This window comes from Paenibacillus sp. FSL R7-0312, from assembly GCF_038004445.1.
Lineage (GTDB): Bacteria > Bacillota > Bacilli > Paenibacillales > Paenibacillaceae > Paenibacillus_AQ.
Window position 1 is genome coordinate 5,516,317 of record NZ_JBBORE010000001.1, and the last position, 14,015, is coordinate 5,530,331.

General features: G+C 47.8%; 23 protein-coding genes. 4 read left to right on the plus strand and 19 right to left on the minus strand.

Features of this window, described 5'->3' with window-relative positions; all coding sequences use genetic code 11:
• Positions 1-26 precede the first annotated feature (26 nt).
• The 17 genes from MKX70_RS24200 to MKX70_RS24280 all read right to left on the minus strand — a co-directional run bounded on the left by MKX70_RS24200 (position 27) and on the right by MKX70_RS24280 (position 10,490).
• The gene (locus MKX70_RS24200; RefSeq protein WP_340841017.1) at positions 27-446 is read right to left on the minus strand and encodes a RusA family crossover junction endodeoxyribonuclease; all 420 of its coding nucleotides are present in this window, start codon (positions 444-446) and stop codon (positions 27-29) included.
• 137 nt (positions 447-583) lie between these two features.
• Positions 584-775 carry a hypothetical protein gene (locus tag MKX70_RS24205; protein ID WP_340841018.1) on the minus strand — a complete coding sequence of 64 codons (192 nt, stop codon included), beginning with the start codon at positions 773-775 and terminating at the stop codon, positions 584-586.
• Complete coding sequence (locus MKX70_RS24210) at positions 772-933, minus strand: DUF6906 family protein (protein ID WP_340841019.1); 162 nt, start codon at positions 931-933, stop codon at positions 772-774. Before MKX70_RS24210 ends, MKX70_RS24205 begins: the two co-directional genes overlap by 4 nt.
• Before the next feature lie 15 nt (positions 934-948).
• Positions 949-2,358 (minus strand): replicative DNA helicase, encoded by a 1,410-nt coding sequence (dnaB, locus tag MKX70_RS24215; protein WP_340841020.1) that lies wholly within the window; start codon positions 2,356-2,358, stop codon positions 949-951.
• Positions 2,345-2,695, minus strand: coding sequence for a replicative helicase loader/inhibitor (locus tag MKX70_RS24220; RefSeq protein ID WP_340841021.1), 351 nt, complete (start codon positions 2,693-2,695; stop codon positions 2,345-2,347). Before MKX70_RS24220 ends, dnaB begins: the two co-directional genes overlap by 14 nt.
• Positions 2,655-3,578: a hypothetical protein gene (locus tag MKX70_RS24225; protein WP_340841022.1), complete on the minus strand. Its 924-nt coding sequence runs from the start codon at positions 3,576-3,578 to the stop codon at positions 2,655-2,657. The genes MKX70_RS24220 and MKX70_RS24225 overlap by 41 nt, the downstream gene beginning before the upstream one ends.
• Before the next feature lie 221 nt (positions 3,579-3,799).
• Positions 3,800-4,507 carry an MBL fold metallo-hydrolase gene (locus MKX70_RS24230; protein ID WP_340841023.1) on the minus strand — a complete coding sequence of 236 codons (708 nt, stop codon included), beginning with the start codon at positions 4,505-4,507 and terminating at the stop codon, positions 3,800-3,802.
• Positions 4,508-4,510: 3 nt separating this feature from the next.
• Complete coding sequence (locus tag MKX70_RS24235) at positions 4,511-5,578, minus strand: recombinational DNA repair protein (RecE pathway) (protein WP_340841024.1); 1,068 nt, start codon at positions 5,576-5,578, stop codon at positions 4,511-4,513.
• Entirely contained in the window at positions 5,579-7,567 is a 1,989-nt protein-coding gene (locus tag MKX70_RS24240) for a hypothetical protein (RefSeq protein ID WP_340841025.1), read from the minus strand.
• Entirely contained in the window at positions 7,564-7,824 is a 261-nt protein-coding gene (locus MKX70_RS24245) for a hypothetical protein (protein ID WP_340841026.1), read from the minus strand. The genes MKX70_RS24240 and MKX70_RS24245 overlap by 4 nt, the downstream gene beginning before the upstream one ends.
• Positions 7,825-7,928: 104 nt before the next feature.
• Positions 7,929-8,159 carry a hypothetical protein gene (locus MKX70_RS24250; RefSeq protein ID WP_340841027.1) on the minus strand — a complete coding sequence of 77 codons (231 nt, stop codon included), beginning with the start codon at positions 8,157-8,159 and terminating at the stop codon, positions 7,929-7,931.
• A complete protein-coding gene (locus MKX70_RS24255; protein WP_340841028.1) occupies positions 8,156-8,401 on the minus strand; it encodes a hypothetical protein in 246 nt (81 codons plus the stop codon). Before MKX70_RS24255 ends, MKX70_RS24250 begins: the two co-directional genes overlap by 4 nt.
• 318 nt (positions 8,402-8,719) lie before the next feature.
• Positions 8,720-8,989 (minus strand): hypothetical protein, encoded by a 270-nt coding sequence (locus tag MKX70_RS24260; protein WP_340841029.1) that lies wholly within the window; start codon positions 8,987-8,989, stop codon positions 8,720-8,722.
• The gene (locus tag MKX70_RS24265) at positions 8,986-9,279 is read right to left on the minus strand and encodes a hypothetical protein (protein ID WP_340841030.1); all 294 of its coding nucleotides are present in this window, start codon (positions 9,277-9,279) and stop codon (positions 8,986-8,988) included. The genes MKX70_RS24260 and MKX70_RS24265 overlap by 4 nt, the downstream gene beginning before the upstream one ends.
• An 11-nt stretch (positions 9,280-9,290) precedes the next feature.
• Complete coding sequence (locus tag MKX70_RS24270; RefSeq protein WP_340841032.1) at positions 9,291-9,806, minus strand: XRE family transcriptional regulator; 516 nt, start codon at positions 9,804-9,806, stop codon at positions 9,291-9,293.
• Between the two features lie 129 nt (positions 9,807-9,935).
• Positions 9,936-10,250 carry a DNA-binding protein gene (locus MKX70_RS24275; RefSeq protein WP_340841033.1) on the minus strand — a complete coding sequence of 105 codons (315 nt, stop codon included), beginning with the start codon at positions 10,248-10,250 and terminating at the stop codon, positions 9,936-9,938.
• Positions 10,251-10,490 (minus strand): helix-turn-helix transcriptional regulator, encoded by a 240-nt coding sequence (locus MKX70_RS24280; RefSeq protein WP_340841034.1) that lies wholly within the window; start codon positions 10,488-10,490, stop codon positions 10,251-10,253.
• A gap of 155 nt (positions 10,491-10,645) precedes the next feature.
• On the opposite strand from MKX70_RS24280, the gene MKX70_RS24285 reads away from it, so the two are divergent.
• A complete protein-coding gene (locus tag MKX70_RS24285) occupies positions 10,646-10,990 on the plus strand; it encodes a helix-turn-helix domain-containing protein (protein ID WP_042215867.1) in 345 nt (114 codons plus the stop codon).
• On the opposite strand, the gene MKX70_RS24290 is transcribed toward MKX70_RS24285, so the two are convergent.
• The gene (locus MKX70_RS24290; RefSeq protein ID WP_340841035.1) at positions 10,987-11,109 is read right to left on the minus strand and encodes a hypothetical protein; all 123 of its coding nucleotides are present in this window, start codon (positions 11,107-11,109) and stop codon (positions 10,987-10,989) included. The genes MKX70_RS24285 and MKX70_RS24290 overlap by 4 nt on opposite strands.
• A gap of 105 nt (positions 11,110-11,214) precedes the next feature.
• Between MKX70_RS24290 and MKX70_RS24295 the strand changes: the two genes are divergently transcribed.
• Complete coding sequence (locus MKX70_RS24295) at positions 11,215-11,466, plus strand: helix-turn-helix domain-containing protein (protein WP_340841036.1); 252 nt, start codon at positions 11,215-11,217, stop codon at positions 11,464-11,466.
• Positions 11,467-11,656: 190 nt separating this feature from the next.
• On the opposite strand, the gene MKX70_RS24300 is transcribed toward MKX70_RS24295, so the two are convergent.
• Positions 11,657-11,989, minus strand: a complete 333-nt coding sequence (locus MKX70_RS24300; protein WP_340841037.1) for a hypothetical protein — start codon at positions 11,987-11,989, stop codon at positions 11,657-11,659.
• A gap of 99 nt (positions 11,990-12,088) precedes the next feature.
• Between MKX70_RS24300 and MKX70_RS24305 the strand changes: the two genes are divergently transcribed.
• Both MKX70_RS24305 and MKX70_RS24310 read left to right on the plus strand, forming a co-directional pair.
• Entirely contained in the window at positions 12,089-12,526 is a 438-nt protein-coding gene (locus MKX70_RS24305) for a hypothetical protein (RefSeq protein WP_340841038.1), read from the plus strand.
• A gap of 20 nt (positions 12,527-12,546) precedes the next feature.
• On the plus strand, positions 12,547-13,875 hold the full coding sequence (locus MKX70_RS24310; protein ID WP_340841039.1) for a tyrosine-type recombinase/integrase: 1,329 nt from the start codon (positions 12,547-12,549) through the stop codon (positions 13,873-13,875).
• Positions 13,876-14,015 lie beyond the last annotated feature (140 nt).

The window sequence follows — 14,015 nt, forward strand, 5'->3', positions numbered from 1 at the left end:
AATTCCCCATTCCCTTCATGTTTGGATTAAGTTAATTCCTTGATCTTCACTTCAATGCGCGGCCGGTTACTATACCGCTTCCGAACAAATGCATCCACCACCTGGCTGTCATCCTTCCAGATAATGCCCTTCAGAGCATCCTTCACCCCTTTCAGGTAATTGTCTGCATCCGGCTTGGTGACCGGGAGGATCTCGCCGCGCTCAGCTGCCGCCGCCTTAGCAGGATATTTACTGATGCTTTTTGGCATCGTTCTGTATGCAGTGACGGCAATCCCAAGTGGCCCCTCCAGCAGAGCTGCCGGCGCGAACTCCCGGGCGGCCAGCCGAACATAATCCTTATAGTCCCGGGACTTGGCCGGATCATAGGCTCTCGTGAAGCCGCCCGCAGTGCTGAACTTAGGCCGGCCCTGGGCGACTGGCTCCCCGTAAACGGTGAACTGAATCATTCGGCTTCCCTCCCCGCTGCCCTTGTGGCATCATCCCTGAGTCGAGAACATACACCGTACCAGCAATCCGGCCGCTGTCATCACGGATGACGAAGTAATTACGGCGCTGAAAGAATGGGTCGATCAGTTTGCGCTTCTTAGCCAATCTGCTCAGCTCCCCTCTGCCGCTTACCCATCACCAAATCAAATTCGGCGATTCCTTCGTCCACCTGTTCAGGATCCAACTCTGCGAATTCTGCCAGCAGAACCAAGCGCTCCGGTACGAGCCCCGTGTTCTGGTAGTAGGTGACCATGAAGTGATAGACGTGCCAGTAATTCCAGGCACTCACGACACTGCCCTCCGGATCGTCCGGGGCTTGCCGGAGTACCGATTTATCAGTACTAACTGTTCACGCGTATCCCGCTCCACAAACCAATTCCCCGCAATTAAGCCAGCTGCCTGAATTTCAAGCTTCTGCCGGCGTGTTGGCCGCTTTTCCTGCTTCATCACAATTCCCCTTTCTCATGCCCATTTGCGTTTATCAATATCATCCGGCGGAGCCGGAATGTCGCTGTGTGCCCGCTCGTAGTTGACGAATTTATTGAATTCCTTCAGGAACACCAGCTCTACCGTGCCCACCGGGCCATTCCGCTGCTTTGAGATAATGATCTCGATGATGTTCTTCTTCTCGGATTCCTTATCGTAATAGTCATCTCGGTACAAGAAGGCTACGATATCGGCATCCTGCTCGATGGAGCCAGACTCCCGAAGGTCGCTCATCATCGGGCGTTTGTCCTGGCGTTGCTCCACACCGCGGCTGAGCTGGGACAGGGCAATCACTGGAACCTCAAGTTCCCGCGCAAGCTGCTTCAGCGTCCGGCTGATCTGAGACACCTCTTCCTGCCGGTTCACTCCCCGCTGCCCTCTACCCTGGATAAGCTGCAGGTAGTCAATGACAATCATACCGAGGCCTTTTTCCTTCTTGAGCCGCCGGCACTTGGAACGAATCTCGTTGACCGTGATTCCTGGAGTATCGTCGATGTAGATGTCAGCCTCGGATAGAGATCCCATCGCCATGGACATCTTCTGCCAATCATCTTCCTCGAAGTGCCCGGTCCGCATCCGGCTCGCATCGATGTTGCCTTCAGCACAGACCATGCGCTGCACGAGTTGAGCATTGGACATCTCAAGGCTAAATACGGCAACTGTCTCTTTGGCACGAACTGCCACGTTCTGAGCGATGTTCAAGGCGAACGCTGTCTTTCCCACCGATGGCCGGGCTGCAACAATGATCAGATCATTACGCTGGAATCCGGAGGTCATCTTGTCGAGATCGTCAAACCCGGACCGGATACCAGTGATCCCTCGTGATGTTTCCCGCACGCTGTACCGCTGTTCGGCGTCTTCCCAGACCTGCATCAGAACGTCCTTCATGGTGGCAAACTCTCGAGCTGGAACCGACTGATCGGAGAGCTTCGAGACAGCATGTTCTGCCATCGCGATGAAGCCTTTCACATCCTGTTCCTCACCAGCATTTCGCAGCAGATCCATTGCAGTGTCTATGGCTTGGCGCCGTAGGAACATTTCCTGTACCCGCTCCGCATAATATCCGGCGTTTGCCACGGTCGGAACAGCTCCAGCCATCCGAGCCAGATAACTGACCCCGCCGACTTTCTCGAGCTCCTCACTGTCTTTTAGCTGGGAGGTCAAGCTGACCATATCGATCGGCAGCTCAGCGTCGTTCAGCTTGCGCATAGCCCGGAAGATTCGGGCATGGCCTTTGTCACTGAATTCTCCCCCCTGCAAGATGTCGGCAGCAGCATCGTAAGCCGTCTGGTCCAAGAGTGCGGCTCCAAGAACTGCCTGCTCTGCTTCAAGATCAATCGGTGGCTGAATGCCCATCTGCTCCAGCATTTCTTCACGATTCAGCATTTGCTTCGCCTCGAATCTTCCGCTTTACTTCGTCCCAGTACCCTTCAGGCGGCGGTTTGCTGCTGGCGCTCCAGGTGTCGAGATTAGCAAAGTGCTGATCAGTCAGAATTTTCATCTGCTCCCGCTCGATCTGCTCCCCGAGACGGCCACGAATCTCCGCAACATTTGGCGGAAATTCCTTTGTCTTGATATGGGCGTCAACATTCTCCCTGGCAGCTTCAAACGGGAAATCCTTCAGGTATTTGTACAGCCGTTCAATGTTTTCAGGCGACTTGTCAAACCCGGGATAGTTGGCCTTAATGGTGCGGACCAGAAGAATGACCTCCAGTTTCTCCACGTCGTCGTTCCTCCTCGATCATCATGTCTAATTCTGCAAGCTCTCGTTGCTGTTTGGTTTGGTGCTGCGGCTTATCTGGCGGCTCTCCCGGGGCGACTCCGTCAGTCGGTGCTGCGGTAGTTTGGGAGTTCAGCCATGCTTTTTTAATCCCGTCCACGTAGTATAAAAAGCTTGTGGGATACTTAAAGCCGTCTCCCTCGCGTTCTCGCTTTGCCTGAAGCAGGCTCTCCATAGTTCGGATGGTAAAAGGGTTAGGCGTACCTCCGGCGACCATCCTACCCATGGCTTCGCGTTCACGTGGGGAAATGTGAATATCAAGTCTGTGATTCATTTTGCAAAAGGCATTTAAAAGTTCGAACATATCTCCTGGCTTGCCTTGATCAATCTCATCAGCGAACTCATTGTCAGTAGTAGAAGTAATAGTAGTACTAAGATCTTTTAATACAGTGTCGGGAAAGTGGTCCAATTTTCGGACAGCTTCACCGTCAGCTTTTGAAAAGTAGTCCGGTTTTTGGACCACTTCTTCACCAACTATATTAAAGTGGTCCGAATTTCGGACAGGTTCGCCGACAACTATTAGATCAAAACTGACCGTGTAACTACCCTTAGCACTCCCCCGAGGAGGGGAAGTATAGCCGATCAATCCGGCATTGACGAGTTTACTACGATGTGTGTTAATGGTATCCCGACTCTTTATTCCGGTTTGAAGTGTAAGCTCAGTGTTTGTCATTTGGAAAGCCCGCTTCCATCCCAGCTTGCAAGATTTCCGCCATAAGGCGACCATGATTGCAATTCCCTCTGGTCCGTATTCCTCAGGACCGCCTATCGCTTCATACTGGTTAAGGAGGCCGGCCATAGTTGGTTCTCTGGCTGACTCCGTCATTCACTCCCCCCTCCCGCAGCAGCCGTGCTAATTCACTTGATTGTTTCTATCGTCCTGAATATAAATGTGCGGATACTTTGCTCGGACCACGGTGAAGCCCGGATGCCCCCGAGCGAAGTACTCTTTGACCTCTGCTTTGAATGATTCCGGGTCAGATGACCGCAAGGCCCACAATCGTTCACTGATCATGCTGATCCAGATCCGTTCTCCCATTGGCCCGTTCATCGATCTGCTACCCGGACGAGCGCACCGGTGGTCTCCTGAATCTCTTGCTTGAAGCGCTCGGCATCGCTGTTCCCATCAGACAGGTGCAGCAGCCAGATCTCCTCAGCATTCCGGGTATCATTGGCTTTCAAGAAATCCTTTACATTCTCCAGGGAGAAATGAGACCGAAGCAGCCGTTTCTTTTGCGCGGGATGAAGGTGGCCGGAAGCCACTCGCTCATTGACGATGTCCCGGGAGTAATTGCACTCCACCATGATGTGAGTCAGTCCGCTGAAGCGATGCCGGCAGTAATAGGTATCTGTCAGGAAGACCAGTTTATCACCTGCTGTATTCGCCAGTAGGAAGCCCAGAGGCTCCTCCACATCATGCTGAATATCGAACGGTAGAATCGTCCAGGTGCCTATCGTGAACTGCTCCAGCGCCTTGATGACCTTCAGGCGATGACCTGATAACCCTCTGGCTGCTGCCGTCCCTGCACTGGTGTAAATGTTGATGCCTGCTCTCATAATGTCAGGAGCAGCCTTGCTATGATCCAGGTGCTCATGTGTGATGAGGCAACCAGCAATGTCCAACATCCGGAAGTTAAGGGCCCTCTGAATCGACTTATAAGGAAAACCAGCTTCCAGCAGAAGAGCGGTATGACCATCCGATATACGGTAGGCATTACCGGCACTGCTGGAGCCGAGACATTGGATGTCGATCATAGGCTAAAAGAGTACTTCATCGTCTGGATTCGCATTAGAAGACGCACCCTTTGGAGGGACATCCTCAGAGAAATCATATGGGTCAGGGCTGCCTGTAGGATCTTCCGGCTGACTATCGGGCGAACTGGCTGGTGGATCATCAGGCGTAACATCAATAATGGTTCTATTTGCATTAGCTCGGATTTCCTCGTCAACTTCCGCCTCTGCAAAATCACTCTCCATTTGCTTCAGTCGGAGGTAATCATCATCGATCTTCTGAGAGTCGATAGTGATGTCTCCATAAGCTGCGCGGTAAATAGTCTTCCAGGCCATCTTGTCGTACCATCCTTCTACCGTTTCCTTTCCGACGTTTTTACCATTTTCCCATTTATCTTTTTCGCCTCCCCAGAATTCAGCAGAAGCATGATCCGGTTTTCTCTTTTCAATATCTTTCTTTGTCATAATCACAAGCTTGTTCTTCTCAGGAGCCTGAGAAAAGCTGTGATAATAGAAGCCACCGACGATATCTCCGCGATCAAACGCATTAACAATTTCAAATTCATAGCCTTCATATTTATTTTTGGAGTCCTTCTTAACTGGTCTGAACTTGTCAGTGGAATAAACAAGTTCAACGGTCACATGATCCGGAACGTCCAGGCCGTATTTCGTAGCCTTAAGCTCAATGCCCCGGTATCCTTCGATAAAGGTAATATCGTATTTGTTCGTATGCTTGTTTTTGTAAGGAATAGGGTTGATATGATTCGGTTGCGAAGGATCAAAGCCAACCCTAGCCATTGCGACTACATCACGAGCGAGTTTTTCCATGTTCACGTTCTGCCAGGTAACCGGCAGTGCATCGCGGTACTTCTCTGCTTTTTTCAGTCTTTTTTCCTCAGTTAGTTTCAGGATGGCGTCCAAAGCAATAAAGTAATTCTGAGCCAACCGCTTTTGGAAATTAGTGAGGGCAACCTCGCCGACACTGGAACCAAATTCGGAAATGACCTTTGTCATGAAGCGTTCCGATTGGGTGGGTTCCTTCTTAGCAACTACCGTCGGAGCTGCCTGCTGTTTTGCATGATCTGTAGTACTCAATTAAATCGCCTCCTGTATAGCTGCCGTCTCAATGCGCAGCTTCTTATCAGCCTCGCTTACTACCAGCCTTATAACCTGCGCATCCGTTCCGATCAGTTTGGTAACGGCCTCCGCATTGTCTACGAAGATCGGAGCACTGAAGCCGTAATGCTCACCCAGCGTATTGATGATGTCCAGGCCCACATTGATCCGAGCGGCATTGTTCAGGCCGCCGTCGTAAGGAACGCCCTTATAGAGCGTGTCGCAGACTTCCTTGATCCCACCATTGATCTGATCTTCGAAGAGGCGGAACCGGGCAAGCTTGAATTTACTGTTGATCTTGGCATCCAGCATGTTGACCTTGGTCTTGGTGAATTCTTCACAGAGGAACAGTTCATGCTGCAGACGCTCATACTCTCCGGCGAGCTCCCGCTCCTGGTTCTCCAGCTCCGTCACACGCAGCTGCGCGCGGCGGACACCATCAAATTTAGCAAGATCCCGCTCCATTTCCTCGATCTCAGAACGTTGCTGCCGGATATCGCTCCGAACAGCAGCTGCAGCATCATTAGAAGAAGCTTTCAGATCGCTGATCTGCTGCTGTACTGTCGCTGCCTCAGCCTGCTTGTTGGCATAATCCGGATCCGCTGCAGGGTCTTTCACACCAGCTCGAAGATCGGTCAACTCAGCTTCGGCGTCCGTCAACTCTGCTTGGAGCAGTTGCAGTGCGCTCTTCAGGCTTTCAACCTCTCCACTGAACCGAACAATCTCCTGTTCAAACTTCTGAGCTTCGGCGACTGCCGCTTTACCGGAAGCGTTAATACGTTCCTTTCGCTCGGCCAATCTACGGTTAAAATCAGCCTCTGCCTTGTCATGAGCAGCCTTGACCTGATCTTCAGGTAAGGACTGTCCGCAAGCGGAGCAATGAGCATCGTGATCAGCAGCAGGTTCAAAGGTTAAACCCTTCAGTTCAGCAAACTCTGTCCGTAGACGATCCGCTTCCTGCTGGCGATCCTTGGCCTTCCGCTCATTAATCTGAATACGCTGCTGCTTATCCTCAATGTCCCTGCGGTACCGATTGACTTCCATATGCATTTGGTTGACTGCATCGCGTTTTAGAGCTACCTTATCCAGCACATCCGACTGCATGCGGCTCTTAATGGCAATCAGCTCGCCCTCAATCTCTCGCAGCCGTTTCTCCTTCACGGCCACTTCGCCACCGGAGAGAATCCGGGACAATTCAGCTTCCCCTGATACAACCCTGTTCCGGAGGACCGCCATGTCTTCTTTAAGAGAATCTTCATCCAGCTCCGAAACATCCGGCATTTGTCGCTGGACTTCACTGATCCGCACCGGCAGCTCCTTGATCTCCTTATTGATCACGGTACACCGGGAGGAGATAACCTTCTTGTGAGAGTCAAGGTCACGTCCGTTCAGGATTCCGGGAAGCGGAGCAAGCTCCTTGTTGCCATGGATTACTTCGGCATCCGTCAGGTCACCGCATACTTCCAGCAGTGTCTTCCTGCGATCCTCCTTCTTCATTTGTTCATTGAAGTAAGAAGGTGAAGTCAAAAGCTTGAACAGTTCTTCTTTAATCAGAGAATCTACTTCGGCGGTGTACTCACCCTTTTTCACAGGAACGCCATCCAAGAAGTAATTCGTCTCATGCCCTTCGAAGGCGTCCGTTGCGGATCCGCGCTTCTTCGTCCACTTCTCCGAATAAACCCGGCGGAACGTCCGGCGGCGGCCATCGATCAGGAAAACTCCCTCGACCTCATGCTCCAGCTTGTGCTGTAGGACCTTACCGGCACCGTCCAAGCCTTTGATTTCGAAGTCGGCCTTGTTCTGACTGTCCTTACCGAATAAGAGCCAGACAAAACCGTCAAAGACGGTTGTCTTCCCAGTGGCGTTATCGCCATAGACATTAGCGTCCCCGCCGTTGATGGCGAGGACAAGTTCTTTAATCCCTTTGAAATTGCGGAGCGTCAGGCGCTCCAGATTGATACGCTTCAAGCGATCCCCTCCTCGATAGCCGATTCACATTCGGCATTTAAGATCATTTGTTGATCAGGTGTTTTGGGATAACGGATACCTTCCAGATAAGTCCGGATGGCATATTCGACTTCGGCCAGTTGCTCGGGATCAGCATGCAGTTGAAAGGTCCCGAACTGCTGCCTGATCGAAAGCACCGGTGGCGAGTAATTAGTAGGAGGTACAATCTCTACTTCGATGCGCTGACCGCTAATGTCAGCAGAATAGGCAGTTGACATTCCATTCACTCCCTCTTGTGTAGTGCGCCTCCACCTGCTAAGATGGAGGCAAGTTGATAATTCAGTTTTCAAAGAGCAGGCGTCCCGGTGCAACGGGGCGTTTTTTATTTGCGGTTTTGCTTGCGAGATTCACGAACAGCCTTCCGGCGCTTCTTCCGTTGGGCCTTAGCCCATTTGGACAATGGTCCGTTGGATGAAAGATCGACAATCACGCTGTCTTTTTCACTCAAATGTTTATTGGCTTCGCGCTGCAGCTCCCGTGGAATCGGTACAAATCCACCCGGTACGGGCTGAGATTGCTTAAGGCGGATCAATTCGCCTGTGTCGATATTCAAACCGGTTCACTCCCTTCCTTAAGCTCATCCAGCGCAATTTCTAGCACTTCCAGCTTTTCTTCCACATCTCCGACTTCATCTGCAACTGCTTCGAGTTCGTCAACCAAATCGTTCAGATCATCATCAATGAAGTCCGAAATGCTGACCAAGATATCAGTTGTCGTTTGTTTCGCATCGTCCACTGCGTTTTGAAAATCTTTAAGTGTCTGAACTGCTTTCTCAATCCGTTTCTGTAAAGTCATTTCTCTTGTCCTCCTTCCTATGTAAGATCAAGGTGGGCCGGGACTTGAACCCGGCATCGGTTTGCATCGTAGTTTATGGCCGCCATGTTTCGGGCAAGCTTCACCGGAAAGGCTAAGTGGGCGTTTTTCTGTACGATCATGCCGTACAAACTCTTATGAGCGCCGGAGAATTTCACTCCTACTTCACTTTTCGTTTTAAGGCGCTGCATACTCGTTCTGCCACCACCTTGGATGCGTCAGCCGCATCTCCAAACGCCAACCCGGAGGAAAGGTTATTTCTAAGGGTCGACGCTTGGAGACAGGGGCCGAAGCCGCTGCTCATATAGCTTTTTCTCTACGTTTCAACTCCACATCGAACGCTGTCTTGATAGTGGGAGTAAAAAGGTGGTTCGTAATATCTGAAATCAAATCCCAGTTATGTGTGGCCTTCTCGTTCTGTTTAACAGCCCGGTTGTAACGGTGAGGATCGGTGAATCGATCTGAGTACGCTGCTTGCGTCAAGTCCAGAGCTTCAAACCACCGTTGTCTGTAATGGAGATAAGATGACACCAGGGCTACGGCGAATTCCTGCACTTCCTGCTCTGTCACACCGCTTCCCCCTTGCTTTTACGGTCATCGTCCCGTAAAATGGACGCAACGAGATACTTTAGACGAGTTCTCAACGAGGTCCGCCCTGCCAGGCGGGCTTTTTTCATTTGTTCCTTTGCTGCTGCCAGATCCTTCTGATGCAAAGAAATCATCATTTCAAGCCACTTAATGTTGTTCTCCAGCTTTGCCGGGTCAATTACCGCTGCCTGCTGCTTAACCAGCTTCAGGTTGTGCTTAGCGTTTTGTGCCACGAATCTCGCTTCCCCTTCCAATTGTTCGAGTGTTATCATTTCAGATTCCCTCATTTCATGTATTGTTTGGCCTTCAGGTCCGCACGGTGTTCTTTCCAGGTCGATAACCAACTGAAGGAATATTCCTTGCAAAGCACAGCGGCCAGATGAGTAAGTGCCGTAATTGCCTCTACCGTCTCCATCAACAACCGCTTGATCTGCTTTCGTTCCAAATCATTGAGCTGCTTGTTTGTCTTGCTGATTGGAGCGTCGCTGGAGGCTTCCAGTACTTCCTTGACCTCTTCTATTGTTTTGAACATCACGCTTGCTCTATGTAGGTCCACATTATCCAGCCAAGGAGCAGAAGCACCACCGGTGACCTCCGCCGCCGCTGCCAGATAAAGTTGACCGTCATCGTAATGCTCAGCTGCCGCACTCATGACTGGATTTGATGCCTTACGGGTCCCTCTGGCGATTTTCCCTATTAATGAAGCGTCAGCATGGACGATGAGCCCTGCCTTCTCCCTGGTATCGCCTGAGCGCTTTAACACTTGTTCTAATGCTGGTCCGAATTGTCCGATTGCCAATTTCTGATCCTCTCCTTTGTCCGGTTTTGCGGGTTATATCGGACAGAGGCCTGATGTATAATTGTCTTAAGCAATTCCCCTTGCCGCATTCCCTGCCCGCCGCTGCCGGTACAGCTCGGCGGGTTTTCTTTATCCAGTAGCATGATTGCGTCTTGCCTTAAATTCTTTACCAGCGTTCTCATTGATCCAACCGACTTGCTTCTCAGCCCATTGCATCAGCAGATGCGTGACTACCCGAGGATGACCAAAATCTCTGATAACGGGGAAGTCGGGACGATTAAAGAGTTCGGCTGTTTTCGATTCGCCAATTCCCAGCAAATTCATGAATTCTTCCCGGCGTAAGAATGGCGGAAGCTCTTGAGTAGTTACAGTTTGTACTGATGCTGCGACCGTTTCTCTGATCCAACGTTCAAGGTCATCGGTTTCAATTACGACAACTGGCATTTAGATCACCTCTTTGGCGTTTTCAAAATTCTTATTTTCTAAGAGTTTTTGATCAAAAAAATAACCTGGATTCACTCTTAATGATGAACAAATTGTTTCATATTCATCAGTATCAATTTTTTGTTTTCCGGTCATCATACGAGAAAACTTCTTCATATCAATGTTGGATTCCTTAGCCACGTAAGTAAACTTTAGCCCATTTGTCTTTATGAATTCACGAATACGTTGATTTATTTCCATTGTCTACGCCCCTTCCTCTTAGATATTAAGATTTCGTACTCACAATATAACTCTTAGTTTCTAATACGTCAAGCTTAAATTCTATATTTCTAAGAGTTAATTCTTTGTTACTAGGAATTTAGTTATAATTATTGAAGTCAAGGAGGTGAGTAAATTTGTCAGTTGTATCGGATAGATTAAGAAAAGCAAGAAAGAAGAAGGGTTACACACAGGTTGAAGTACAAAAGAAGACTGGCATCCATAATAAGACTTTAAGTGGATATGAAAACGAGGTTAGTGAACCTGATATCGGTTCAATTAATTTGTTGTCGGACCTTTATGAAGTATCAGTGGATTGGCTATATGGAAAGACGGATGATCCTAAGAAGAAAAACAATCAAGCATCGAGAGAAATTGATGAGAACAGAAAATACCTTATTGATAAAATCATGCGCGCATCTGATGAAGTCTTGCCGGATCTTACAATAATAGTGAACAGAGTTATTCCTGATAAAGATTAAGTCTCTTCACAACTCTCTTTTTGTTCAATTTCATATTCTTTGAATAACATCATAAGTTCTTTAATTTCTTCATCAGTAGCCGCAATGATCTTAGTGATCAGGCATTCTCTATTGTTCATATTGCACCATCCATTTCAAAGGTGGATTATTTTATCATATTAACATACGAACCTACGTTCGTAAATGTTCCAGAAAAATAGTATAATAGTTAGGTGGGCAGTGCGATGGAACTTGTTCCCGTGCGCTGTCGCATTCCCGAGTTGCTTGTCCGGCGCCGCAAGATGGAGTCGTCGACGAGTCAGATTAAGATCAACCAGCAATGGTTAGCAGATAAGATAGGCATTAGTAAGCAACAAATGTCTGATTACATCAATCTCCGCTCAGGATACACGAGCATGAGTATTCAGCGCGCAGCATTGATTGCTTACCACCTTGACTGTTTACAAGATGATCTGTTTGTCTGGGAATGGCGATAGCAGAGTAGCTCAGCTGCTCTTAAGGAACAAGTACATGTATATCAGTACCTATTGATTCTCTCGATCACCTCACAATCACGAAATCTACTAGCTGTAATACATAGATTATCAAATCTAGATGGAAAACGCTGTCGAAAAAGGACGAACGAAAGATACCCCTAAACACCATTGAAGGGGTTGACTTTCACACCTAGATTTGCTTAAGCACATACAATTCGCTGCCATCTTTGAATTTGATTATGGATCCATTGTGTTCAATCGAAATAATCAGATCTATTTTACATTCCTGCACCAAGGCTGTCCTTCCTATTAACACGAAGCCATGATCCTTATATGCCACAGCTGCCTCAGACAGAATGTCTAAATCTTGATATGAACCGTTGCTCGTATGATAAGCAAGTTCAGAATGTGAATTTCCCGTACGCTGCCACTTATCTATATAGTTCACATCTTTAAGATCAACATCTTTGCATTCAAATTTATCTTTCTTTTCAAGCTGCAGCCTCTTCATTCGTCTAATCATATGTATCTCCTCTGCCGATTTCTGGATGGGTTTAGATTATTTTACGACAAAGTTCTACATACGGCATTACATAAAATATTACAGTCACATGGAGGTGGCATGATGTCTGATCTAATTAACCTGTGGCTCAACTATAGGGCAACTGAAGACCATTTTTTAGACCATCTGAAGTTAGTCCAGGACAAGCCCTATGAACTCCATTTCTCATACAACAACTTTATCAAGCTTTATACAATGCACCTTATCCAACCGGATGCAGCCGAGAAGCTTGTCGCTGTGTGTCTGAAAGATATAGAGTTGTTTCCGAAATTCCGTGATGAATGGCATTCTCGGAATCCAACCTATGGTTTTCTTCCCTTCCTTCCTTCTTTCAAAACCTTGATCTTACATTATGAAAATAGAAACCAGCTGCCTGAGGCAATTGATATCTGTTACGCTGCTATTCAGTATGAGCTTGATGATAAAACGAAGGGCGGTTATCCAGGGAGATTGGCTAAGCTGGAGAAGAAATTAGAAAAGAAAATTAAAAATTCATAAAAGGTTTAGGGGGCGACACCATGGCCGACAAGAAAAAGGGCTCACCAGATTCAGACGGAAATATGATTACAGAAGACGCCCAAGGGAAAAAGCGATCACCCACCCCAACTCCAAAGAAAATCCCTGCCAATAATAAGCAGGGGTATAAGTGGCGACTTGTTATTGAGGGGCCGCCTGATCCAGTGACCAATGAACGCACACAAATCCCCCGTGTGCGGGATACAATTGCCGAGGTGAAAAAGGCCTGCCAAGAAGAATATGACCGGTTGGCCGGAGGAATAAACGTCAAGAAGGCAAAAAAGGTCACCATTACTGAGGCTGCTGCAGAATGGCGTAAAGAATATATTAAGACAATTGATAAAGATGCCACACTAACAATCAGGGATAAGTCGATTAAAATTATCAATAAAAATATCGGAAAAATGCCTATTGCGAATCTAACAAAAAAACAATACCAGGAATTTCTTGATAAGATGGCCACCATCGGATACCAAGTCAAAGACAAAGAGAACCCTGGTCAATACATTAATAAGCCTTATGCAGTAAATTCGATTAAGACCACGCATACTGCTGCTGGAATGATATTTGAGTGGGCCGTCAAAGAAGGATTAAGAAAGGACGATCCTACTGAGGGTGCGGTCATCAAAGAAAAGGCGTTGACCGTTGAGGAAATAGAAGATGAAGATTTAGAAGCGTCTTATTTAGAGCGACACGAACTTGAGAGTTTTTTAAATGCAGTAATGAATCATGGACTCGAGCGTGATATGGAGACTTTCTACCTCTTAGCTTTCACTGGCTTACGATCGGGGGAACTATGTGCTCTTAAGTGGGCAGATATTAATTTTGACACCACAATGATGCGAGTGACCAAGACACTTTATAGTCCCGGCGGTATGAAAGACTATGATTTAACACCACCTAAGACAACAGGATCCATACGGTCGCTCAACTTAGATATTGCTATTATAAATTTGCTCCAATCGTACCAGGAACAACAAACGGGGATCCATGAGAAATACAGAGCACATTATGACGATCATCATACCAAAAACTTTATATTCTCCCGACCTAACGGATATCCGTATAACCCTACTAATGTACTAAAGCGCATGGATCGGATCTTAAAATATACAAACATCACCAAGCATGCTACACCTCACATCTTCCGTCATACCCATATCAGCATGCTTGCAGAGGCTGGAGTAGATATCGCTAATATCATGAAACGGGTTGGACACGATGATGCAAAGACAACAACAAGGATTTATTTACATGTCACAAACAAGATGAAGCAAGATGATGCAAATAAGGTAAATATACAGTACGGCGACTTGCTGAAATTGAAATAATTTAAGCTACTGTGATTTTTATGTGATTTTTCTAAATAATAAACCCCTCTTAACCCTTATACACCAAGGATTTCAAGGGGTTTTACAATCAGTACAAGGTATCCCCCTCATACTCTCTCATTAACATTCCCTTGTTCAAC